Origin of the sequence: Pseudomonas sp. LSJ-87 (assembly GCF_032971465.1) — a bacterium.
Classification (GTDB): Bacteria; Pseudomonadota; Gammaproteobacteria; order Pseudomonadales; family Pseudomonadaceae; genus Aquipseudomonas; species Aquipseudomonas putida_Z.
Genome location: NZ_JAWJYQ010000001.1, coordinates 625,843 through 645,313, shown reverse-complemented (window position 1 = coordinate 645,313; position 19,471 = coordinate 625,843). Strand labels below are relative to the sequence as shown.

19 protein-coding genes are annotated in these 19,471 nt (G+C 62.9%); 6 read left to right on the top strand and 13 right to left on the bottom strand.

What is annotated here, in order from left to right:
- Nucleotides 1–16: 16 nt before the first annotated feature.
- Nucleotides 17–724: a PA5502 family lipoprotein gene (locus tag RYH74_RS02870; RefSeq protein WP_317408933.1), complete on the top strand. Its 708-nt coding sequence runs from the start codon at nucleotides 17–19 to the stop codon at nucleotides 722–724.
- Nucleotides 725–838: 114 nt separating this feature from the next.
- Here RYH74_RS02870 and katE read toward each other — a convergent pair whose 3' ends face one another.
- Nucleotides 839–2,974 (bottom strand): catalase HPII, encoded by a 2,136-nt coding sequence (gene katE, locus RYH74_RS02865; protein ID WP_317408932.1) that lies wholly within the window; start codon nucleotides 2,972–2,974, stop codon nucleotides 839–841.
- A gap of 226 nt (nucleotides 2,975–3,200) precedes the next feature.
- Between katE and RYH74_RS02860 the strand changes: the two genes are divergently transcribed.
- The 3 genes from RYH74_RS02860 to RYH74_RS02850 all read left to right on the top strand — a co-directional run bounded on the left by RYH74_RS02860 (nucleotide 3,201) and on the right by RYH74_RS02850 (nucleotide 5,714).
- On the top strand, nucleotides 3,201–4,208 hold the full coding sequence (locus RYH74_RS02860; protein WP_003256960.1) for a methionine ABC transporter ATP-binding protein: 1,008 nt from the start codon (nucleotides 3,201–3,203) through the stop codon (nucleotides 4,206–4,208).
- Nucleotides 4,208–4,879: a methionine ABC transporter permease gene (locus tag RYH74_RS02855; RefSeq protein WP_013970307.1), complete on the top strand. Its 672-nt coding sequence runs from the start codon at nucleotides 4,208–4,210 to the stop codon at nucleotides 4,877–4,879. Before RYH74_RS02860 ends, RYH74_RS02855 begins: the two co-directional genes overlap by 1 nt.
- Before the next feature lie 64 nt (nucleotides 4,880–4,943).
- A complete protein-coding gene (locus RYH74_RS02850) occupies nucleotides 4,944–5,714 on the top strand; it encodes a MetQ/NlpA family ABC transporter substrate-binding protein (RefSeq protein ID WP_025337216.1) in 771 nt (256 codons plus the stop codon).
- Nucleotides 5,715–5,833: 119 nt separating this feature from the next.
- Here RYH74_RS02850 and RYH74_RS02845 read toward each other — a convergent pair whose 3' ends face one another.
- From RYH74_RS02845 to RYH74_RS02825, 5 genes are read right to left on the bottom strand one after another with little or no spacing between them, the layout of a single operon-like run.
- Nucleotides 5,834–6,466 (bottom strand): SCO family protein, encoded by a 633-nt coding sequence (locus RYH74_RS02845; RefSeq protein WP_013970305.1) that lies wholly within the window; start codon nucleotides 6,464–6,466, stop codon nucleotides 5,834–5,836.
- Nucleotides 6,463–7,356 carry a heme o synthase gene (cyoE, locus tag RYH74_RS02840; RefSeq protein WP_013970304.1) on the bottom strand — a complete coding sequence of 298 codons (894 nt, stop codon included), beginning with the start codon at nucleotides 7,354–7,356 and terminating at the stop codon, nucleotides 6,463–6,465. The genes RYH74_RS02845 and cyoE overlap by 4 nt, the downstream gene beginning before the upstream one ends.
- Nucleotides 7,341–8,420 carry a COX15/CtaA family protein gene (locus RYH74_RS02835; RefSeq protein WP_015268468.1) on the bottom strand — a complete coding sequence of 360 codons (1,080 nt, stop codon included), beginning with the start codon at nucleotides 8,418–8,420 and terminating at the stop codon, nucleotides 7,341–7,343. Before RYH74_RS02835 ends, cyoE begins: the two co-directional genes overlap by 16 nt.
- Nucleotides 8,421–8,429: 9 nt before the next feature.
- A complete protein-coding gene (locus RYH74_RS02830) occupies nucleotides 8,430–9,011 on the bottom strand; it encodes a hypothetical protein (RefSeq protein ID WP_075046855.1) in 582 nt (193 codons plus the stop codon).
- Nucleotides 8,980–9,717, bottom strand: coding sequence for an SURF1 family protein (locus tag RYH74_RS02825; protein WP_075046854.1), 738 nt, complete (start codon nucleotides 9,715–9,717; stop codon nucleotides 8,980–8,982). The genes RYH74_RS02830 and RYH74_RS02825 overlap by 32 nt, the downstream gene beginning before the upstream one ends.
- Before the next feature lie 63 nt (nucleotides 9,718–9,780).
- On the opposite strand from RYH74_RS02825, the gene RYH74_RS02820 reads away from it, so the two are divergent.
- The gene (locus RYH74_RS02820; RefSeq protein ID WP_003258925.1) at nucleotides 9,781–9,984 is read left to right on the top strand and encodes a twin transmembrane helix small protein; all 204 of its coding nucleotides are present in this window, start codon (nucleotides 9,781–9,783) and stop codon (nucleotides 9,982–9,984) included.
- 99 nt (nucleotides 9,985–10,083) lie between these two features.
- Here the strand turns inward: RYH74_RS02820 and RYH74_RS02815 are convergent, their stop codons facing one another.
- The 4 genes from RYH74_RS02815 to coxB are packed head-to-tail and all read right to left on the bottom strand — an operon-like array spanning nucleotide 10,084 to nucleotide 14,325.
- Nucleotides 10,084–10,971: a cytochrome c oxidase subunit 3 gene (locus RYH74_RS02815; protein ID WP_003258926.1), complete on the bottom strand. Its 888-nt coding sequence runs from the start codon at nucleotides 10,969–10,971 to the stop codon at nucleotides 10,084–10,086.
- Nucleotides 10,972–10,987: 16 nt separating this feature from the next.
- On the bottom strand, nucleotides 10,988–11,554 hold the full coding sequence (locus RYH74_RS02810) for a cytochrome c oxidase assembly protein (RefSeq protein ID WP_015268464.1): 567 nt from the start codon (nucleotides 11,552–11,554) through the stop codon (nucleotides 10,988–10,990).
- A 10-nt stretch (nucleotides 11,555–11,564) separates the two neighbouring features.
- The gene (gene ctaD, locus RYH74_RS02805) at nucleotides 11,565–13,154 is read right to left on the bottom strand and encodes a cytochrome c oxidase subunit I (RefSeq protein ID WP_015268463.1); all 1,590 of its coding nucleotides are present in this window, start codon (nucleotides 13,152–13,154) and stop codon (nucleotides 11,565–11,567) included.
- 43 nt (nucleotides 13,155–13,197) lie between these two features.
- Nucleotides 13,198–14,325 carry a cytochrome c oxidase subunit II gene (gene coxB, locus RYH74_RS02800; protein WP_015268462.1) on the bottom strand — a complete coding sequence of 376 codons (1,128 nt, stop codon included), beginning with the start codon at nucleotides 14,323–14,325 and terminating at the stop codon, nucleotides 13,198–13,200.
- A 369-nt stretch (nucleotides 14,326–14,694) separates the two neighbouring features.
- Between coxB and RYH74_RS02795 the strand changes: the two genes are divergently transcribed.
- The gene (locus RYH74_RS02795; protein ID WP_039612407.1) at nucleotides 14,695–15,336 is read left to right on the top strand and encodes a hypothetical protein; all 642 of its coding nucleotides are present in this window, start codon (nucleotides 14,695–14,697) and stop codon (nucleotides 15,334–15,336) included.
- 141 nt (nucleotides 15,337–15,477) lie between these two features.
- On the opposite strand, the gene RYH74_RS02790 is transcribed toward RYH74_RS02795, so the two are convergent.
- The 3 genes from RYH74_RS02790 to RYH74_RS02780 all read right to left on the bottom strand — a co-directional run bounded on the left by RYH74_RS02790 (nucleotide 15,478) and on the right by RYH74_RS02780 (nucleotide 19,396).
- Nucleotides 15,478–17,010 carry a SulP family inorganic anion transporter gene (locus tag RYH74_RS02790; RefSeq protein ID WP_085588915.1) on the bottom strand — a complete coding sequence of 511 codons (1,533 nt, stop codon included), beginning with the start codon at nucleotides 17,008–17,010 and terminating at the stop codon, nucleotides 15,478–15,480.
- A gap of 191 nt (nucleotides 17,011–17,201) precedes the next feature.
- Nucleotides 17,202–17,921, bottom strand: coding sequence for a carbonic anhydrase (locus RYH74_RS02785; protein ID WP_013970295.1), 720 nt, complete (start codon nucleotides 17,919–17,921; stop codon nucleotides 17,202–17,204).
- A gap of 416 nt (nucleotides 17,922–18,337) precedes the next feature.
- Nucleotides 18,338–19,396, bottom strand: coding sequence for a PA0069 family radical SAM protein (locus RYH74_RS02780; RefSeq protein WP_317408930.1), 1,059 nt, complete (start codon nucleotides 19,394–19,396; stop codon nucleotides 18,338–18,340).
- Nucleotides 19,397–19,471: the final 75 nt, after the last annotated feature.

Here is a 19,471-nt window from a genome sequence, read left to right as displayed (position 1 = left end):
ATAGAGAGTCGCAGGAATGAAGCCGTTCGCCTCCCGTTATCTGCTTGTTGCCGCGTTTTCCCTGTTCCTGGCTGCGTGTTCCAGCGCGCCGGTCGAACAGGCCACCGCACCTGCCCAAGCCGATGCCTGGCAGCAGTTGCAACAGAACATCGCCAGCAACGAGCTGGCCACCGCCGAAGACCAGCTGGCAGCCCTGCAGGCCCAGGCGCCGGACGACGCGCGCCTGGAGCAATACCAGCGCCAGCTTGCCGAAGCCTACCTGCAACGCAGCCAGATCTTCCTGCAGAAGGGTGATGTGAACGCTGCCGCCACCGCCCTGGCCCGTGCCCGCGCGCTCATGCCGCAGGCCCCGGCAGTGACTGGCGGCGATACAGTGACCCAGGCGCGCAAAGCCGAGCTGGAGAAGGCTGAAGCGGCGTTGAAAGCGGCCGAGGCCAAGCCCAAGGCGCGCATCATCGACCCGGCTGCACCGAGCACCGTCGTGGCCTTGAAGACCACCGACAGCCGCGCCATGCGTCGCCAGCTGGATGACATTGCCGCCGATGTGGTGAGCTACCAGTGCGACGTGGTGTTCCAGGTGCCGCGCACCGAGGATGCGCCTTGGCTGAAGACCTTGCTGGAGAAGCGCGTGCGCAAGATCGACAGCGGCTTCGTGCTGAAGCAGAAGCACGAGATTCAGCGGTCGCTGCCGGCGCAGGTAGTTCTGGTTCCGCATCAGCAATAAGCCTTCCGGGCCCTATCGCCGGCAAGCCAGCTCCCACCTCGACCGCACCAATTTCAAGCCTGGTGCAGTACCTGTGGGAGCTGGCTTGCCGGCGATGGGCTGCAAAGCAGCCCCTTAGGCCGGCACAGCCTCCGCAGCCGCCTCCCGCTCCCACACCCGATGCCCTTCTACCGCTTTGACGAAGGCATCCACGGTCTTCTGCTCATCCCCCAGCAGCAACCCCTTGTCTTCTTTCAGCCCCAAGCTGCCCAAAAGCTCTTTGGTCAACACCATCGCCTTCAGGTGCTTGTAGCCCTCCAGCAGGAAATGCTTGGCCAACCCGCTGGTCGCCAGCGCATCGGTCGAAGCCTTGCCACCCGGCACGACAATTCCGTCGAACATGATCGATGGCATCCCCTCCATGGAAGCATCCACCGGCACTTGCTTGCCGTCCGCAGCCTTCACCGGTGCTGAGGTCGGCCCCAGAAGCAATGGCCGGGCACTGTGTGCTTCCAGGGCCTTGACCAACTTGTCCACGCTGGCAGCGTCTACGCCATCTGCCACCAGCACGGCAATCTTGCGCCCCTTGATGCCAACCGAACCCGGGTGGTTCATCTGGCTCAGGGCAGGCGACTGCGCAAGCTGGCTTCCCTTCACTTGAACAGTGCCCGCGCTCGGAGCAGGCAAACCGAGGTTGGCAGCAACCGCAGCCGCCAGCTTCAGGTCGATGTTGGCGAGAATCTCATTCACTTCCCGAGCACGGATCGTCTCCCGCTCCACCTTGCCCAGTTCAAAGCTGTAAGCCTTGATGATGTGCTGCTGCTCGGTCGGGCTCATGCTCTGGAAGAACAACCGCGCCTGCGAAAAATGGTCGCCGAACGAATCGCTGCGTTGGCGGATCTTGTGTGCATCGATACGCTCCTGGTAGCTCTCGAAGCCGCCATCCTGCGCGGCTGGTGGCGTTTCCTTCGGCCAGCCACCGTCGATGGAATTGGGCTCGTAGGATGCGCGACCTTTGTGAACCACATGCTGATGCAAGGCGTCACGCTGGTTGTTGTGGTTAGGAGCGACGGGGCGGTTGACGGGGATCTGGTGGAAGTTGGGCCCGCCCAGGCGGCTAAGCTGCGTGTCGGTGTAGGAGAACAGCCGCCCCTGCAGCAAGGGGTCGTTGGTAAAGTCGATACCAGGCACGATATGACCCGGGCAGAACGCCACCTGTTCCACTTCAGCAAAGAAGTTGTCCGGGTTGCGATTCAGGATCATCTTGCCCAAAGGTGTAACCGGCACCAGTTCTTCCGGGATTATCTTGGTCGGGTCCAGCAGGTCGAAATCAAATTTGTGCTCGTCAGCTTCCGGCACAATCTGCACACCCAATTCCCATTCAGGGTAATCGCCCGTCTCGATAGCCTCCCACAAGTCGCGACGCTGGAAATCAGCGTCCTTGCCTGCCAGCTTCTGCGCTTCGTCCCATAGCAAGGAGTGCACACCCTGGCGCGGCTTCCAATGGAATTTGACGAAACTGGCTACGCCCTGGGCGTTGATCAGGCGGAAGGTATGCACCCCGAAACCTTCCATCATCCGCAAGCTGCGCGGGATAGCACGGTCCGACATCGCCCACATGACCATATGGGCCGACTCCGGTACCAGCGAGACGAAATCCCAAAAGGTGTCATGAGCCGAAGCGCCGGTCGGGATCTCGTTGTGCGGCTCTGGCTTTACGGCGTGGACGAAATCCGGGAATTTGATCGCATCCTGGATGAAAAACACCGGCATGTTGTTGCCCACCAGGTCGAAGTTGCCTTCATCGGTGTAGAACTTGACCGCAAAGCCCCTTACGTCACGCACGGTGTCGGCTGAGCCACGCGGGCCCTGTACCGTGGAAAATCGCACGAACACGGGTGTGATTTTCTCCGGGTCCTGCAGGAAGCCCGCCTTGGTCAGTTCGGCGTGGTTGCCATAGCTCTGGAAATAGCCATGCGCCCCCGTCCCTCGCGCATGCACGATGCGCTCAGGGATGCGTTCGTGGTCAAAGTGCGTGATCTTCTCGCGCATGATGAAATCTTCGAGAAGCGAGGGGCCTCGATCTCCGGCCTTCAGCGTGTTCTGGTTGTCAGCGATGCGCACCCCCTGGTTGGTGCGCAGCGCATGACCCGTCGCATCGCTACGGTCAGCCTCCAGGCTCTGTAACTTGGCGTTGGTGTTGGCCCGGTCCGGGGTCTGGGTGCCAGCGGCTTCGCTGTGCTTCGGCGCGTCCGTGTTCTTGCTGGGCATGGTCGGCTCTCCTCGTCAGTCTTCAGGCGTACCCGTTTCGGGCTTGTGCAAGTAGTGACCGGGAGGCTTTGCCGAGCGTTCAATCAGGATTACCGGTTGTCGCGATATGCCCGAAGGATTGGTGCATTACGAAATAAATGCTAAGAACAGCTATGGGAAAAGGCTAAAATGCGCGACCCCAGCCAACCGCTGACCCAAATTCCATGCGCCCCACAAGGTTCGCTACGTGATCGAGTTCCAACAGGTACACAAGACCTACCGCGTCGCCGGTAGGGAAATCCCCGCACTGAATCCGACCAGCCTGACCATCGAAGATGGCCAGGTGTTCGGCCTGATCGGCCATTCCGGCGCCGGCAAGAGCACCATGCTGCGCCTGATCAACCGCCTGGAAGAGCCTTCCGGCGGCAAGATCATCGTCGACGGCGAAGACGTTACCGCGTTCAACGCCAGCCAGCTGCGCGGTTTCCGCCAGCAGGTCGGGATGATTTTCCAGCACTTCAACCTGCTGGCCTCCAAGACCGTCGCCGACAACGTCGCCCTGCCACTGACCCTGGCCGGCGAGCTGTCGCGCAGCGAAATCGACAAGCGCGTGACCGAGCTGCTGGCCCGCGTCGGCCTTTCCGACCACGCCAGAAAGTACCCGGCGCAGCTGTCCGGTGGCCAGAAGCAGCGCGTCGGCATCGCCCGCGCCCTGTCCACCAACCCGAAGATCCTGCTGTGCGACGAGGCCACCAGCGCCCTCGACCCGCAAACCACCGCCTCGGTCCTGCAATTGCTGGCCGAAATCAACCGTGAGTTGAAGCTGACCATCGTGCTGATCACTCACGAAATGGACGTGATCCGCCGGGTCTGCGACCGCGTGGCAGTGATGGACGCCGGCCAGATCGTCGAGCAGGGCTCGGTGGCCGAGGTGTTCCTGCACCCGCAGCACCCCACCACCAAGCGCTTCGTCCAGGAAGACGAGCAGGTCGACGAAGGCGAGCAGCGGGACGACTTCGCCCATGTGCCGGGCCGTATCGTGCGCCTGACCTTCCAGGGCGATGCCACCTACGCGCCGCTGCTGGGCACCGTGGCCCGCGAAACCGGCGTGGACTACAGCATCCTCGCCGGGCGTATCGACCGCATCAAGGATGTCCCCTATGGCCAGCTCACCCTCGCCCTGATCGGCGGTGACATGGAAGCGGCGTTCGCCCGCTTCAAGGCAGCTGACGTACATATGGAGGTACTGCGTTGATGGACGCCCTGAATTTCTTTGCCAACGTCGACTGGGCCGAAATCTGGCTGGCCAGCGTCGACACCATGATCATGCTGTTCGGCTCGCTGTTCTTCACCGTGCTGCTCGGCCTGCCACTGGGCGTGCTGCTGTTCCTGTGCGGGCCGAAACAGATGTTCGAGCAGAAGGGTGTGTATGCGCTGCTGTCGCTGATCGTCAACATCCTGCGCTCGCTGCCGTTCATCATCCTGCTGATCGTGATGATCCCGATCACCGTGCTGATCACCGGCACTTCGCTGGGCGTCGCCGGCGCCATTCCGCCGCTGGTGGTAGGTGCCACGCCGTTCTTCGCGCGCCTGGTGGAAACCGCCCTGCGTGAAGTGGACCGCGGCATCATCGAAGCCACCCAGTCGATGGGCGCCACCACCCGCCAGATCATCACCAGCGCACTGCTGCCGGAGGCCCGCCCGGGCATCTTCGCGGCCATTACCGTCACCGCCATCACCCTGGTGTCGTACACCGCCATGGCCGGTGTGGTCGGTGCCGGCGGCCTGGGCGACCTGGCCATCCGCTTCGGCTACCAGCGCTTCCAGACCGACGTGATGGTCGTCACCGTGGTGCTGTTGCTGGTACTGGTTCAAGTCCTGCAGAGCGTGGGCGACAAACTGGTCGTGCATTTTTCCCGTAAGTAACCCCAATGGGGTCGGCCCGGCCGACCCGTTCGGGGGCCGTCGCGGCCCTCACAAGGAGTGATCAATGAAGAAGCTGCTTGCTGTTGTCGCCGCTGTCGCGGCCTTCTCGGCCCACGCCGAGTCCCTGACCGTTGCTGCTACCCCGGTACCGCACGCCGAGATCCTCAACTTCGTCAAACCTGCACTGGCGAAAGAGGGCGTGGAGCTGAAGGTCAAGGAATTCACCGACTACATCCAGCCGAACGTGCAGGTGGCCGAAAAGCGCCTGGACGCCAACTTCTTCCAGCACCAGCCGTACCTGGATGAGTTCAACAAGGCCAAGGGCACCAACCTGGTGAGCGTTGCCGGCGTGCACATCGAGCCGCTGGGCGTGTACTCGACCAAGATCAAGAAGCTGGACGAGCTGTCCTCCGGCGCCACCGTGGTCATCCCCAACGACGCCACCAACGGCGGCCGCGCGCTGCTGCTGCTGGACAAGGCCGGCGTGATCAAGCTGAAGGACAACAAGAACATCCTGTCCACCGTGAAGGATGTTGCCGAGAACCCGAAAAGCCTGAAGTTCCGTGAGCTGGAAGCAGCCACCATCCCGCGCGTGCTGACCCAGGTCGATGCTGCCCTGATCAACACCAACTACGCGCTGGAAGCCAAGCTGAACCCGGAGAAAGACGCTCTGGTCATCGAAGGCAGCGACTCGCCTTACGTGAACATCCTGGTTGCCCGCCCGGACAACAAGGACTCGGACGCCATGAAAAAGCTGGCTGCTGCGCTGCACTCGCCTGAAGTGAAGCAGTTCATCAACGAGAAGTACAAAGGCGCTGTGGTTCCGGCGTTCTAAGCCGTCACATCGCGCTGGACTCTTCGCGGGTAAACCCGCTCCCACAGGGATAGCGCAAGGCTCACGGCCTACGCTGTACCTGTGGGAGCGGGTTTACCCGCGAAGCTTTTGGGGCTAACTCAATCCCGCTTCACAAGCCCGGGCAACTGCGCCACCAGCTTCTGGTTGTTGAACGGCGCCCGAATGAACCCGCGCTGACGCCCATCCGGCCCCACAACCGCCAGGTTGCCGCTGTGATCCACGGTATACCCCGGCTTGCTGGTATCGGCCGGAATGAACGGAATGCTCAAGGCATTGGCCAGCTTCTGGGTATCCTCGATCGACCCCGCCACCCCGACGAAATCCTTGTCGAAATAACCCAGGTACTGCTTCAGCTGGTTCGGCGTGTCGCGGTTCGGGTCAACGCTCACCAGCACCACCTGCAGCCGGTCGACGGCCTCCTTGGGCAGCTCGCTCTTCACCTGGCGCAGCTGGGCCAGGGTGGTCGGACAGATGTCCGGGCAGTAGGTGTAGCCGAAGAACAGCAGCGACCATTTGCCCTTCAGGTCATCCAGTTGCACCGGCTGGCCGTCCTGGTTGGTCATGGTCACATCGGCCACGGTACGGCTCTGCGGCAGCAGGATGATGCCGGCATCGATCAGCTCGGTGGGGTTGGGCTGGTCGCGGCCATTGAGCACCTTGTTGACGGTCAGGCCCAGGATCAACGCGACCAGGGCAACGAGGATGAAGACGGTTTTCTGGGTTCGGGTCATAGGTTCAGCAACAGGTAGTGGTCGAGGAGCAACGCGATGAACAGCGCGAACAGGTAGCCGATAGAGTACTTGAAGGTGCCGATCGCTGCGTGCGGCCGGCTGCCACGGTACAACACCCAGGCCCATTGCAGGAAGCGCAGGCCCAGCACCAGGGCGCAGGCCAGGTACAGCGGGCCGCTCATGTGGATGGCGTACGGCAGCAGGCTTACCGCCAGCAATACCAGGGTGTACAGCAGGATATGCAGCTTGGTGTAGCGCTCGCCGTGGGTCACCGGCAGCATCGGGATATCGGCCTTGGCGTATTCCTCCTTGCGGTGGATGGCCAAGGCCCAGAAGTGTGGTGGGGTCCAGGCGAAGATGATCAGCACCAGCAACAGGGGCTCGGCGCTGACATGGCCGCTGACCGCCACCCAGCCCAGCAACGGCGGGGCGGCGCCAGCCAAGCCACCGATGACGATGTTCTGCGGCGTGGCGCGCTTGAGAAAGCCGGTGTAGAGCACCGCATAGCCGAGCAGGGAAGCCAGTGTCAGCCAGGCAGTGAGGGCGTTGGTGAACACCAGCAGCAGGGCCATGCCCAGTAGCGCCAGCGCCAGGGCGAACAGCAGCGCCGGCAGCGGCTCGACCCGGCCTTGGGCCAGCGGCCGCTTGTGGGTACGCGCCATCAGCGCGTCGATGCGTCGGTCCACCACATGGTTGACCACCGCCGCGCCGCCTGCACAAAAGCCGATGCCCAGGTTGCCGAACAGCAGCACGCTCCAGCTGACACCCGCACGGGTGGCAAGGAACATGCCCGCCAGCGAGGTGATCAGCATCAGCACCACCACCTTGGGCTTGGTCAGTTCCAGGTAATCACGCCAACTGGCCCTCTGTGCGCTCAGAAGCGTCGCCACGAATCATTCCTCATGTGGTGGGAGATGCCCACGCCAGCCACGGGCCGCAGGCGCCAGCCATGGCCGACACCCACGCGAACCTTGTCGACCACGCGGATGCGGTAGTTCACCAGCACCATGCTCAGCAGCAACAGTGCCCCACCAGCGTTGTGCGCCACGGCCACGGCCAGCGGCAGGTGCAGCAGCACATTGCTGATGCCCAGGCCGACTTGCACCACCAGCGCCAGCAGCACCAGCCGCGCCAGGCCAGGGAGGCCGCAGCGGTGCAGCTTCCAGCTGAGCATCAGCAGCACGCAGGTCACCAGCAATGCGCCCAGGCGGTGGCTGATGTGGATGGCCGTGCGCGCATCACTGTCCAACTGCCCGCCCAGGTAATTGGGCCCGACGTGCTGGGTCAGGTGGAACCCGTTGCTGAAGTCCGCCGCCGGCCACCACTGGCCGTGGCAGGTGGGCAGGTCGATGCAGGCGACGGCCGCGTAGTTGGCACTGACCCAGCCGCCCAGGGCGATCTGGCCGATCACCACCAGCAAGGCCAGCGCGGCGATCCGGCGCAGGCTCAATGGCAGCTTTGGCAAGGGCGCAAAGGCCCGGGACAGGCGCAGGGACAACAGGAACAACAAACTCAGGGTAGTGAAGCCGCCGAGTAGATGCGCGGTGACCACCTGCGGCCACAGCTTGAGGGTGACCGTCCACATGCCGAAGGCTGCCTGGGCCAGCACCACGCCCAGCAGCAGCAAGGGCAGGCGGTAAGGCTGGCCATCGCGGGCATGCCGGCGCAGCGCCTGCAAGGCGAGCAGGGCGATCACCATCGCCAGGGTGCCGGCGAAGTAGCGGTGGACCATCTCGGCCCAGCCCTTGGCGGCTTCCACCGGGTGTTCGGGGAAATGCAGCTCGGCATGAGCCAGCTGCGCTTCGCTCTTGGGCACGCTGATGAAGCCGTAGCAACCCGGCCAGTCCGGGCAGCCGAGGCCGGCGTGGGTCAGGCGGGTATAGGCACCGAGCAGGACGACCAGCAGTGCCAGCAAGGTGGCGAACACAGCAAGGCGGAATCCGGGTCTGGCCATGGCAGGCTCCTAGCCAATGTTGGACAGCTTGAGCAGGTGGCGCAGGTCGTCCAGCACATGCTTGCCGTTGACCTTGGCGTCGTAGCGCAGCACCAGGTTGCCGTGTGGGTCGACGATCCACAGCTGCGGGCCGGCCTCGCCGACCTTTTGCAGGTAGCGTTGCGCATCCAGCGGGTAACGCTGCAACTGTGGGTATTCGCGGCCGAGCAACGCCTGGTAATCGGCACTTGCCGGCTGGGCGGCCGCCAGGGCATGGCTGGCACGGCTGGCATCACGGCCCAGGCCGACCTGGATCTGCCGGGCCAGGTACACCAGCCGCTGGCAATCCTCGGCACAGGCTGTGGGTGTGCTCACCAGCAGCTGCCAGCGCTCGTCCTGGCCCGCCACGCCGAGATCGGAAAGGCTCTCACCGTTGCCGATCATCACGCCGTGGTAGCTGCGGCCGTCCGGCACCCAGAACTTGAGCTTGTACATGCTGGTGGCCAGAACCATCGGCCCGAGCACCACCAGCAGAATCAGCAGCAGCTGCAAACGCCCGCGGGCTCTGGGTTTGCTACGTTCAGGCACTTCCAGTGGAGTGGCGGTGGCCATGGCGTTTCTCCTTGTTGTGGTGCCAGCCGAAGTAGAGGTAGAGCAGTACCAAAGTGGTTGCCAGGGCAAACCACTGCACGGCGTAACCCAGGTGTTTTTCCGGGCCCATGGCAACGACCGGCCAGTCCAGGCGATAGGTCGCCGGGCCGGGTTCCAGGCGCAGCTCATGGGCGAAGCCTTCGCGATCGAGCTGTTGCCATAGCTGCGCGGCATCCACGGCAGTCAGCAGGTGCGGCCACTGGCCGCCTGCAGGGTCGGGATGCAGCTGGAACGTGCTGCCAGGCGCGACATACACCGAAGCGTCCAGCGCCAACGCCTGGGCAGGGGTATCGAAATGCACCGGCACGCGGCGGTCCGGCCAGGGCAGCCAGCCGCGGTTGACCAACAGCCACACGCCGCTGGCCTGATCATGGAAGGGTTGCAGCAGCTCGACACCGGCCTGGCCATCACGCATGCGGTTGTCCAGCAGCAGGCTGTGCTCGGCGTCGAAGCGGCCATAGAGATGCACGCGGCGGAAGGCATTGTCCTGGTTCGCTGTCAGCTGGGCCGTGGCCACTGGCGCTTCGACCCGCCGCTCGGCATAGGCCGCCAGCAGCACGCGCTTTTCCTCGGCACGACCGAGTTGCCAGCAGCCAAGCGCGATCAGCCCCGGCAGCAGCGCAAGCACCACCAGGGTTGGTACCCAGCCCGGACGAAACGGCCTCATCGGAGCCTCGTCGGGCCGATCGCTATACTTATCCACATCACCGCATCCCCCCGGAGTATCGCCATGCTCAAGGCCGCGATTGTCCTGATGCTGTTGGCCACGATTGCCAGCCTGTTCAGCGGCCTGGTGTTTCTGGTCAAGGACGATGAAAACTCGACCCGTTTATTGAAAGCGCTGACCGTGCGAGTGACCCTGGCGGCGCTGACCATCGGCCTTGTCGCCTGGGGCTTCATCAGCGGTCAGCTCGTATCTCATGCCCCTTTCTGAAGTTTTCACCTGACCCTGTGGGAGCGGGCATGCCCGCGAATGCGATGTTGAATGTACCGACGCATTCGCGGGCGCGCCCGCTCCCACAGCGTTCTCTATTCACAGCACATAGACAAAGATGAACAACCCCACCCACACCACATCGACGAAGTGCCAGTACCAACTGGCCGCCTCGAAACCAAAGTGTTTCTCCGGGTTGAAATGCCCGCGCAGGATGCGCACGAACATCACGATCAGGATGATCGTGCCCAAGGTCACGTGGGCGCCGTGGAAGCCGGTGAGCATGAAGAACGTCGCGCCATAGATACCCGACCCCAGCGTCAGCCCCAGCTTGGTATAGGCCTCGTGGTACTCGTAGGCCTGCAACGCGATGAAGCTGGCGCCCAGGACGATGGTCAGCGCCATCCAGAATTTCAGCGGGCCACGGTGGCCGCGACGCAGGGCATGATGGGCGATGGTGATGGTCACGCTGGAGCTGACCAGCAAGATGGTGTTGATCAGCGGCAGGTGCCACGGGTCGATCACTTCCTTGGGCGGCGGGAACAGTTTCGGGTCGGGCGTGTGCAGCAGCGGCCAGGTGAATTCGAAGGTCGGCCACAACATGTGCGCAACACCCTTGGCCCCTTCACCGCCCAGCCACGGCCCGGCCAGCACGCGCACGTAGAACAGCGCACCGAAGAAGGCCAGGAAGAACATCACCTCGGAGAAAATGAACCAGCTCATGCCCCAGCGGAACGAGCGGTCCAGTTGCGGGCTGTACAGCCCCGCGCGGCTCTCCCGCACCACCGAACCGAACCAGCCGAACAGCATGTAGGCCAGGAACAACGCGCCGATGAAGAAGATCAGCGGCCCGTGCGACTCGGGGTGGCCGGCCTTCATGTCGTTGAACCAGGTACCCAGGCCGAACACCGTGATAAACATGCCGATGGTGGCGATGATCGGCCACTTGCTCTGCGCCGGAACGTAGTAGTGCTCATGACTTGCCATTGCTGTTCTCCTTCCCTTAACGGGCGCCCTGGACGTCCTGGGCCGCGACATGCGCGACCGGCGGGTGACGAGCGGTGATGTCGAACAAGGTGTAGGCCAGTGTCAGGTGCTTCACGCTGGCCGGCAGGTCGCGGTCGACGATGAAGCGCACCGGCATCTCGATGCGTTCGCCGGGCTGCAGCACCTGCTGGGTGAAGCAGAAGCACTCGGTCTTGTGGAAGTACGCCGCGGCCTCGGCCGGGGTGATGCTGGGGATGGCTTGCGCACTCATCGGCCGGTCGGTCGGGTTATGGGCGATGAAGATCATCTGGTTCACCGCACCCGGGTTGACCTCCAACTGGTCGGCAGTGGAGTAGAAGTCCCAGACCATGTCGCTGGCATTGGTCGACATGAACTGCACCCGCACCGAACGCGTCGGGTCGCTGACCTGGCTGCCTTCGTACTGCCCTCCCGTCTTGCCGTTGATGCCGAAGGCCTTGCACATCACGTCATAGATAGGCACCAGGGCGAAGCCGAAGGCGAACATCACCACCGTCAGCATCAACAGGCGCAACACCAGACGTTTCAGCGAAAGGCCGTTCATGGCACGGTTCCTATTTCACTTCCGGTGGCGTCTGGAAGGTGTGGTAGGGCGCAGGCGAAGGGATCGACCACTCCAGGCCCTCGGCGCCATCCCATGGCTTGGCCGGTGCCGGCGCGCCGCCGCGGATGCACTTGATGACGATGAACAGGAAGAAGATCTGCGTGGCGCCGAACATGAACGCGCCGATCGACGACACCATGTTGAAGTCGGCGAACTGCAGGTTGTAGTCGGGGATCCGCCGTGGCATGCCGGCCAGCCCCACGAAGTGCATGGGGAAGAAGGCCATGTTCATGCCGACGAACGATAGCCAGAAGTGCAGCTTGCCGAGGGTTTCGTCGTACATGTGGCCGGTCCATTTCGGCAGCCAGTAGTAGGCCGAGGCGAAGATGCCGAAGATCGCCCCAGGCACCAGCACATAGTGGAAGTGCGCCACCACGAAGTAGGTGTCGTGGTACTGGAAGTCCGCCGGGGCGATGGCGAGCATCAGCCCGCTGAAACCGCCGATGGTGAACAGGATGACAAAGGCGATGGCGAACAGCATCGGCGTTTCGAAGGTCAGCGAGCCTTCCCACATGGTGCTGACCCAGTTGAACACCTTCACCCCGGTAGGCACGGCGATCAGCATGGTGGCGTACATGAAGAACAGCTCGCCGACCACGGGAATACCGACCACGAACATGTGGTGGGCCCAGACGATGAACGACAGGAAGGCGATGGCGCCGGTGGCGTACACCATCGAGGTGTAGCCGAACAGCGGTTTGCGCGAGAACGCCGGGATGATCGAGCTGACCGCGCCGAAGGCCGGCAGGATCATGATGTACACCTCGGGGTGGCCGAAGAACCAGAACACGTGCTGGAACAGCACCGGGTCACCACCGCCGGCGGCACTGAAGAAGCTGGTACCGAAGTGGATGTCCATCAGCATCATGGTCACGACGCCGGCCAGCACCGGCATCACCGCAATCAGCAGGAATGCGGTAATCAGCCAGGTCCAGACGAACAGTGGCATCTTCATCAGGGTCATGCCCGGGGCGCGCAGGTTGAGGATGGTGGCGATCACGTTGATCGCGCCCATGATCGAGCTGATGCCCATCAGGTGGATGGCAAAGATGAAGAAGGTGACGCTGGCCGGCGCGTAGGTGGTGGACAGCGGGGCGTAGAAGGTCCAGCCGAAGTTGGGCCCGCCGCCCGGGCTGAACAGAGTCGAGACCAGCAGCAGGAAAGCCGCCGGCAGCAGCCAGAAGCTGAAGTTGTTCATCCGCGGCAGGGCCATGTCGGGCGCGCCGATCATCAGCGGGATCATCCAGTTGGCCAGGCCGACGAAGGCCGGCATCACCGCACCAAACACCATGATCAGGCCGTGCATGGTGGTCATCTGATTGAAGAACTCCGGCTGGACGATCTGCAGGCCGGGCTGGAACAGCTCGGCGCGGATCACCATGGCGAACGAGCCGCCGAGCAGGAACATGATGAAGCTGAACCACAGGTACATCGTGCCGATGTCCTTGTGGTTGGTGGTCAGCACCCAGCGCATCAGGCCCTTGGCCGGGCCGTGCGCATGGTCATGGCCGTGGGCGTGGTCGTCGATCACTGCACTCATGTCCTGTCTCCTGCAATCCATTGATTGCCGCGAGTAACCCGGTTCATTGCGCTTCTGCCTGCTTCAGCGCCAGCACGTCCTTCGGCGTGACCATGTCACCCTTGTTGTTGCCCCAGGCGTTGCGCTCGTAGGTGACCACGGCGGCGATGTCGACTTCCGAGAGCTGCTTGCCGAACGCGGCCATCGCAGTGCCGGGCTTGCCGTGGAAGACGATGCCCAGGTGGGCTTCCTTCGGCCCGGTGGCGATCTTCGAGCCCTTGAGCGCCGGGAACATCGGCGGCAGGCCCTGGCCTTCGGCCTGGTGACAGGCCACGCAGGTGGTGTGGTAGACCTTGTCACCACGTTCCACCAGCTCCTCAAGGGTCCATTCCTTGCTGGTCAGCTCCTTGAGCTTGGCAGCTTCGGCCTTGCGCTCGCCCAGCCAGGTGTCGTAGTCGGCCTTGGACTTGACCTCGACCACCACCGGCATGAAGCCGTGGTCCTTGCCGCACAGCTCGGTGCACTGGCCGCGGTAGATGCCCGGCTTCTCGATACGGGTCCAGGCTTCGTTGACGAAGCCGGGGATGGCATCACGCTTGACCGCGAAAGCCGGCACCCACCAGGAGTGGATGACGTCGGCAGCAGTCACCAGGAAGCGCACCTTGGCGCCCACCGGCAGCACCAGCGGCTGGTCGACTTCGAGCAGGTAGTGCTCGTCCTTGGGGGCCTTGTTGTGGATCTGCTCGGTGGGGGTGGCCAGGTTGCTGAAGAACTCCACGTCCTGGCCCAGGTACTTGTAGTGCCACTTCCACTGGTAGCCGGTAACCTGGATATCGATGTCCGACTCGCTGGCATCGTAGATGTCGATCAGGGTCTTGGTGGCCGGGATGGCCATGGCCACCAGGATCAGGAAGGGGACCACGGTCCAGAGGATTTCCACCCAGGTGTGCTCGTGGAAATGCGCAGCCTGCTGACCGGTGGAACGGCGGTGGATGACCATGGACCAGAACATCGCGCCAAAGACAACGATGCCGATGATCACGCAGATCCAGAAGATGGTCATGTGCAGGTCGAAGACGGCGTTGGAGACTTCCGTCGCCCCTGGGTGCATGTTCACGGTCCAGGCGGCGTTCGCCTGACCAAAAACCGACCACAACAGGAGGCCCATCCAGACATGTGGATGTCGCATCATTGCGGGTTCCCCTTCTCGTTCTTGTAGTCCCGGAGGCGTGGCCTGCGGCAAGAGGGAACGGTGGTCAAGACTGCCTGGCTTCGACGACCGAGCCCCTGCTAAAAGCAGTCGGGCCTCATCAACGAATCACGTTCACCGGGAGTATAGACAGCGACCAACGGCACGCAACGAAGGCCGTGAAATGAACTTCATGAAAGGGCCGAACGCCCTGAAAACCGCGCGCTTGATAGGGCATGGCGCAATAATGGCATTTCGATATGCCTGAGCATGCACACGTTTGTGCGACTTATAACAAATACGTCTTAGGTATTCTGTATACCGAGCTAATTTAGTGTCTTCCGTTTGAAACGTAATGTCCCTGGAGTTGTCATGAACATCGCTGCTGTACGCGAGCAGGTAAGCCAAGCCCATCAACACGAAGGCCAGACCGGCCAACTGAAAAAGCGTCTCGAGCTGCAACTGCCCCACCTGCACCCCTCGATCCAACTGCCTGAGCAGGACGCCCAGGGTACTTTGGCGCGCTTCGTCAGCGCCTACATCGAACAGGTTCCGGAACTGCTGGAGGCCGCCCATGAGGTCGCCCGCGAGGCCGGGATCGAATCGCAGATCAAACCTGTACTGAAAATCGCCGAAGCCTACTTCCTGCAGCCGCCCAGCGTGATGCAAGGGCATGTGGGCCTGGACTGCCTGCTGGATGAGGCCTACCTGGCGCACCGCCTGGTGGAAGAGGTGAACGACCTGTACATCCGTCACTTCCAGCAACCGTTGATCCCGGTCGACACCACCGTCGCCAACCTGATTGCCCACCAGTTGATTGGCGAGACGTTTGCCAACCAGCTGGACGAAGTGGTGCACCACTCGGTGGACGAAATGTTGAATGATGAAAGCTTCGCAGTGGAATCGGTGGAGGCCTACCGCGAGAAATTGAGCAGCCCGGAAACAGGCGCGGCGTGGAAGCGCTGGCCGTGCCTGTCACGGCAGCTGGGGGTGGAGCTGGGCCAGCCGGCCTGATCGATTGGTAAAAACTGTTCCGGCCTCTTCGCGGGTAAACCCGCTCCCACAGGTAATGCACACGCTATGAACCCTGTGCAGTACCTGTGGGAGCGGGTTTACCCGCGAAGAGGCCAGTTCAGGCGATACAGACTTTCAGCTTCAGGCCCCAACCCCCGCCGTAGTCCGCATCCGCCCCTCGATCCGCCGCTTCAAGCGCCGCTGCTCTATCAGCAACCGCGACCCATTTGCCGAATTACTGCGGCCCCAATCTTCAAGCAGCTCAAGGCACGAGTGATCGATATAGCTGAGGTTACCCAACGGCACATGCAGCGTGGTCCCCGCCGGTACGCTATCCAGCACCTGAGTCAGCGCCGGCACCTTGAGGAAGGTGGCCGCGCCACTAAGCCGCAATTCCATGTGCCCAGCCTTCTCCAGGCTGACCAGATTGATCTTCAACCGCGCCGCCTTCAGTGCCAGCTTCAGCAAGGTCAGGGCAAAGCCCAGCAATACGCCAGTCAGCAGGTCGGTAAAGATGATCGCCAGCGCCGTCGCCGCGTAGGTGAACATCGGCATGCGGCCATAGCGGCCCAACCCACGAAACGCCTTGAAATCCACCAGCTTGACCCCGGTAAACACCAGCACACCCGCCAGGCTCGCCACCGGGATCTGCTGCAGCACACTGCTCAGCGCCACCACGAACGCCAGCAGCCACAGGCCATGGAAGATCGCCGAAGCCCGGGTCTGCGCACCCGCCTGCACATTGGCGGAGCTACGCACGATCACCCCGGTCATCGGCAACGCGCCGAGCACCCCGCACAGCATGTTGCCGATGCCCTGGGCCGACAGCTCACGGTCGAAGTCCGAACGCTGGCCGCTGTGCATGCGGTCAACCGCAGCAGCCGACAACAAGGTTTCGGCGCTGGCGATGAAGGCCAGGGCAAAAGCGGCGACCAACAGGGTAGGGTCGGCCAGTTGCATCAAGTCACCAGGGCGGATCCAGTCGATGGCCTCGGACAGGTCGGCCGGCACCTGTACGCGGTTCACCGGCAAGGCCAACCACATGCTGATGGCCGTCATGGCCGACACGCCCAGCAGGGCACCCGGGACGAAGCGCAGCCGCTGCGGCCGCAGGCGCTCCCAGCCCCACATGATGGCGATGGTGCCCAGGCCCAGCGCACCGGCCATCCAACCGGAGCCGGCGCTTTCCTGTGGCAGGGCCGCGGCCACGGTCGCCGGGAACTCCAGCAGGTTCTGCATGCCGGATGGTTGCGGCGCGGTGTCGAACATCACATGCACCTGCGACAGCACGATCAGCACGCCAATCCCCGCCAGCATGCCGTACACCACCGCCGGCGCGGTAACCCGGAACCAACAGCCCAGGCGCAGGCGCCCGGCCAGCAACTGCAGCAAGCCGGCCAGCAGCAGGATCGGCCCGAGCATGGCCATGCCATGCTGGCGTACCAGCTCGAACACCAATACCGCCAGGCCGGCGGCCGGGCCACTGACCTGCAGCGGCGAACCGGCAAGGAAACCTACTACAATTCCGCCGATAATGCCGGTAATCAGGCCTTTGGCCGGCGGCATGCCCGAGGCGATCGCAATGCCCATGCACAACGGCAAGGCCACCAGGAAGACCACCACCGACGCCAGCAACTCACGCGGCAGGGCCGCTTTCAACTGTGTAATGTTCACCGTGTTTCTCCTTTCTCTGTCACACAGCCATTCCGCTGGCCGTGGGCACGTTTGCCCCTGACGAGCGCGCAGGCGCGGGCCGCCAGCGGGCGTGCCGGCAGGCAGTCAGGGAATTCAAGGCAGCCGAAGGCCGCGCCACACCCCTGCAGGGTGCAGCCGGCTATCAAGGTTCAAGCGGGTGGATGGGTCGCTTAGTAGCGGCCTCTCGGAGTAGCGCAGGGGACCGGCTCGCCAGCAGCCAGGGGCAGGAAGGTATCGCTGGCGGCGTCGTAGGCTTCGATCTTGCTGGTCTCGATGTCGTAGACCCAGCCATGGATGTACAGCTCACCGGCTGCCAGGCGCGAAGCCACCGAAGGGTGGGTGCGCAGGTGATGCAGCTGGGCGATGACGTTTTCCTTGGTCAGCACTTGCATGGTTTCGTGTTCGCTGCCGCACGAGCAGTTGTTCTCGACCACGGTGCGGGCCACTTCGGCGTGGCGCAACCAGGCGGACACGGTCGGCATCTTGGTCAGCGATTGCGGGTTGAGCACGGCACGCATGGCGCCGCAGTCGGAGTGGCCGCAGACGATGATGTGATGCACTTTCAACGCCAGCACGGCGTACTCGATGGCGCTGGAAACGCCGCCGTTCATCTGGCCATAAGGCGGTACCACGTTACCGACGTTACGGGTCACGAACAGGTCGCCAGGCGAACTCTGAGTGATCAGCTCGGGAACGATGCGCGAGTCGGCGCAGGTAATGAACATGGCACGCGGGGTTTGCGCGGTGGCAAGCTTCTTGAACAGCTCTTGCTGCTCGGGGAAAACGTCATGGTGAAAACGCAGGAAGCCGTCGACGATGTGCTTCAGGGCGGCATCGGCGCTCTCCGCGGGGACCTGCGGTACGACCTTGGATGGGTCCTTGACGGGCATGATTCATCCTCTTGACGGTGTGTAGGTAAATCCATTTTACCGGTGAAAGATTCTGGCTATGCAGGGATTTAGATGACACGCACGGGCCATAGATCACAGTCGGTGAAGACTGATTTCCTACGCTAGCGGGGAAAACTTAACTGAAACTTAATTCGAAGGCTCTAGAACGGGTGTTCCAGATAGGAAAGGCGGGTATTGGATAATAGCAAAAAAACATCAACTGCCAAGAGCCATTACTGCAATTATCACTTTGCATTAGTTGAATCATGGGTTAGGTGTGGGAGCGGCCTTGCGTCGCGAAAGGGCTGCAAAGCAGCCCCAGCAACTTGTGTTCCGGCGCAGAAGCCCAGGGGCTGCTTTGCAGCCCTTTCGCGACGCAAGGCCGCTCCCACAAGGGCCGTGCAATGGGTCCAACATCAGAACAGCGCCATCTGCCCACCCGGCGGGCAAAACGCCGAACAATCCAGCGCCTGCGCTTCTCGCCCTTCGAACTCCAGCCGCTTCATGACCTTGGCAAAGCGCTGCGCCAGCAACTCGGCAAACACGCCTTCACCGCGCATGCGTGCACCAAACCGGCTGTCATACAGTTCGCCGCCGCGGCTCTGGCGGATCAGGCTCAATACATGCGCCGCCCGCTGCGGGTAATGGTCCTGCAGCCATTGCTCGAACAACGGTGCCACTTCCAGCGGCAGGCGCAACATCATGTAGGCTGCGCTCTGTGCACCTGCCTCCCTCGCCGCCTCCAGCAGCCGCTCCAGTTCACTGTCGTTGATCATCGGAATCATCGGCGAACACAACACGCCCACCGGCACTCCCGCCTCGCGCAACACGCGGATCGCCCGCAAGCGCGCCTTGGGTGACGCCGCGCGCGGTTCCAGCACCCGTTTCAGGTCATCGTCCAGCGTGGTCAGGCTGATCATCACCCGTACCAGGCGCTGGCGAGCCATCTCGGCCAGCAGGTCGAGGTCGCGCAGCACCAGCGCCCCCTTGGTGACGATGGTCACCGGGTGGCGAAAACGCAGCAGCACTTCGAGCAGGCGCCGGGTCAGCAGTTGTTCACGTTCGATCGGCTGGTACGGGTCGGTATTGGAACCCAGGTTGATCGGCGCGCACACGTAACCCGGTTTGCTCAGTTGTTGCGCGAGCACCTCGGCGGCGTTGGTCTTGGCAATCAGCTTGGTCTCGAAATCCAGGCCGGGGGAAAGGTCCCAGTAGGCGTGGGAAGGGCGGGCATAGCAGTAGATGCAACCGTGCTCGCAGCCACGGTAAGGGTTGATGGAGCGGTCGAAGGGCAGATCGGGCGAGGTGTTGCGGCTGATCACCGACTTGGCCGTCTCTACCCGCACCTCGGTGCCCTGGGTTTGCGGCACCTCCTGGTACCAGCCGTCATCCTCCGCCACCGAATGGCTGGGGGCAAAGCGGTTGTGCGGATTGTACGCCGTGCCACGGCCCTTTTGCGGTGCTGGAGGAATCATGGCCTACCCCGGATACTGTATTCATATACAGTATATTGCCTGCCTGATTCTTTCCAGCACCTCCGGTCAGCGCAC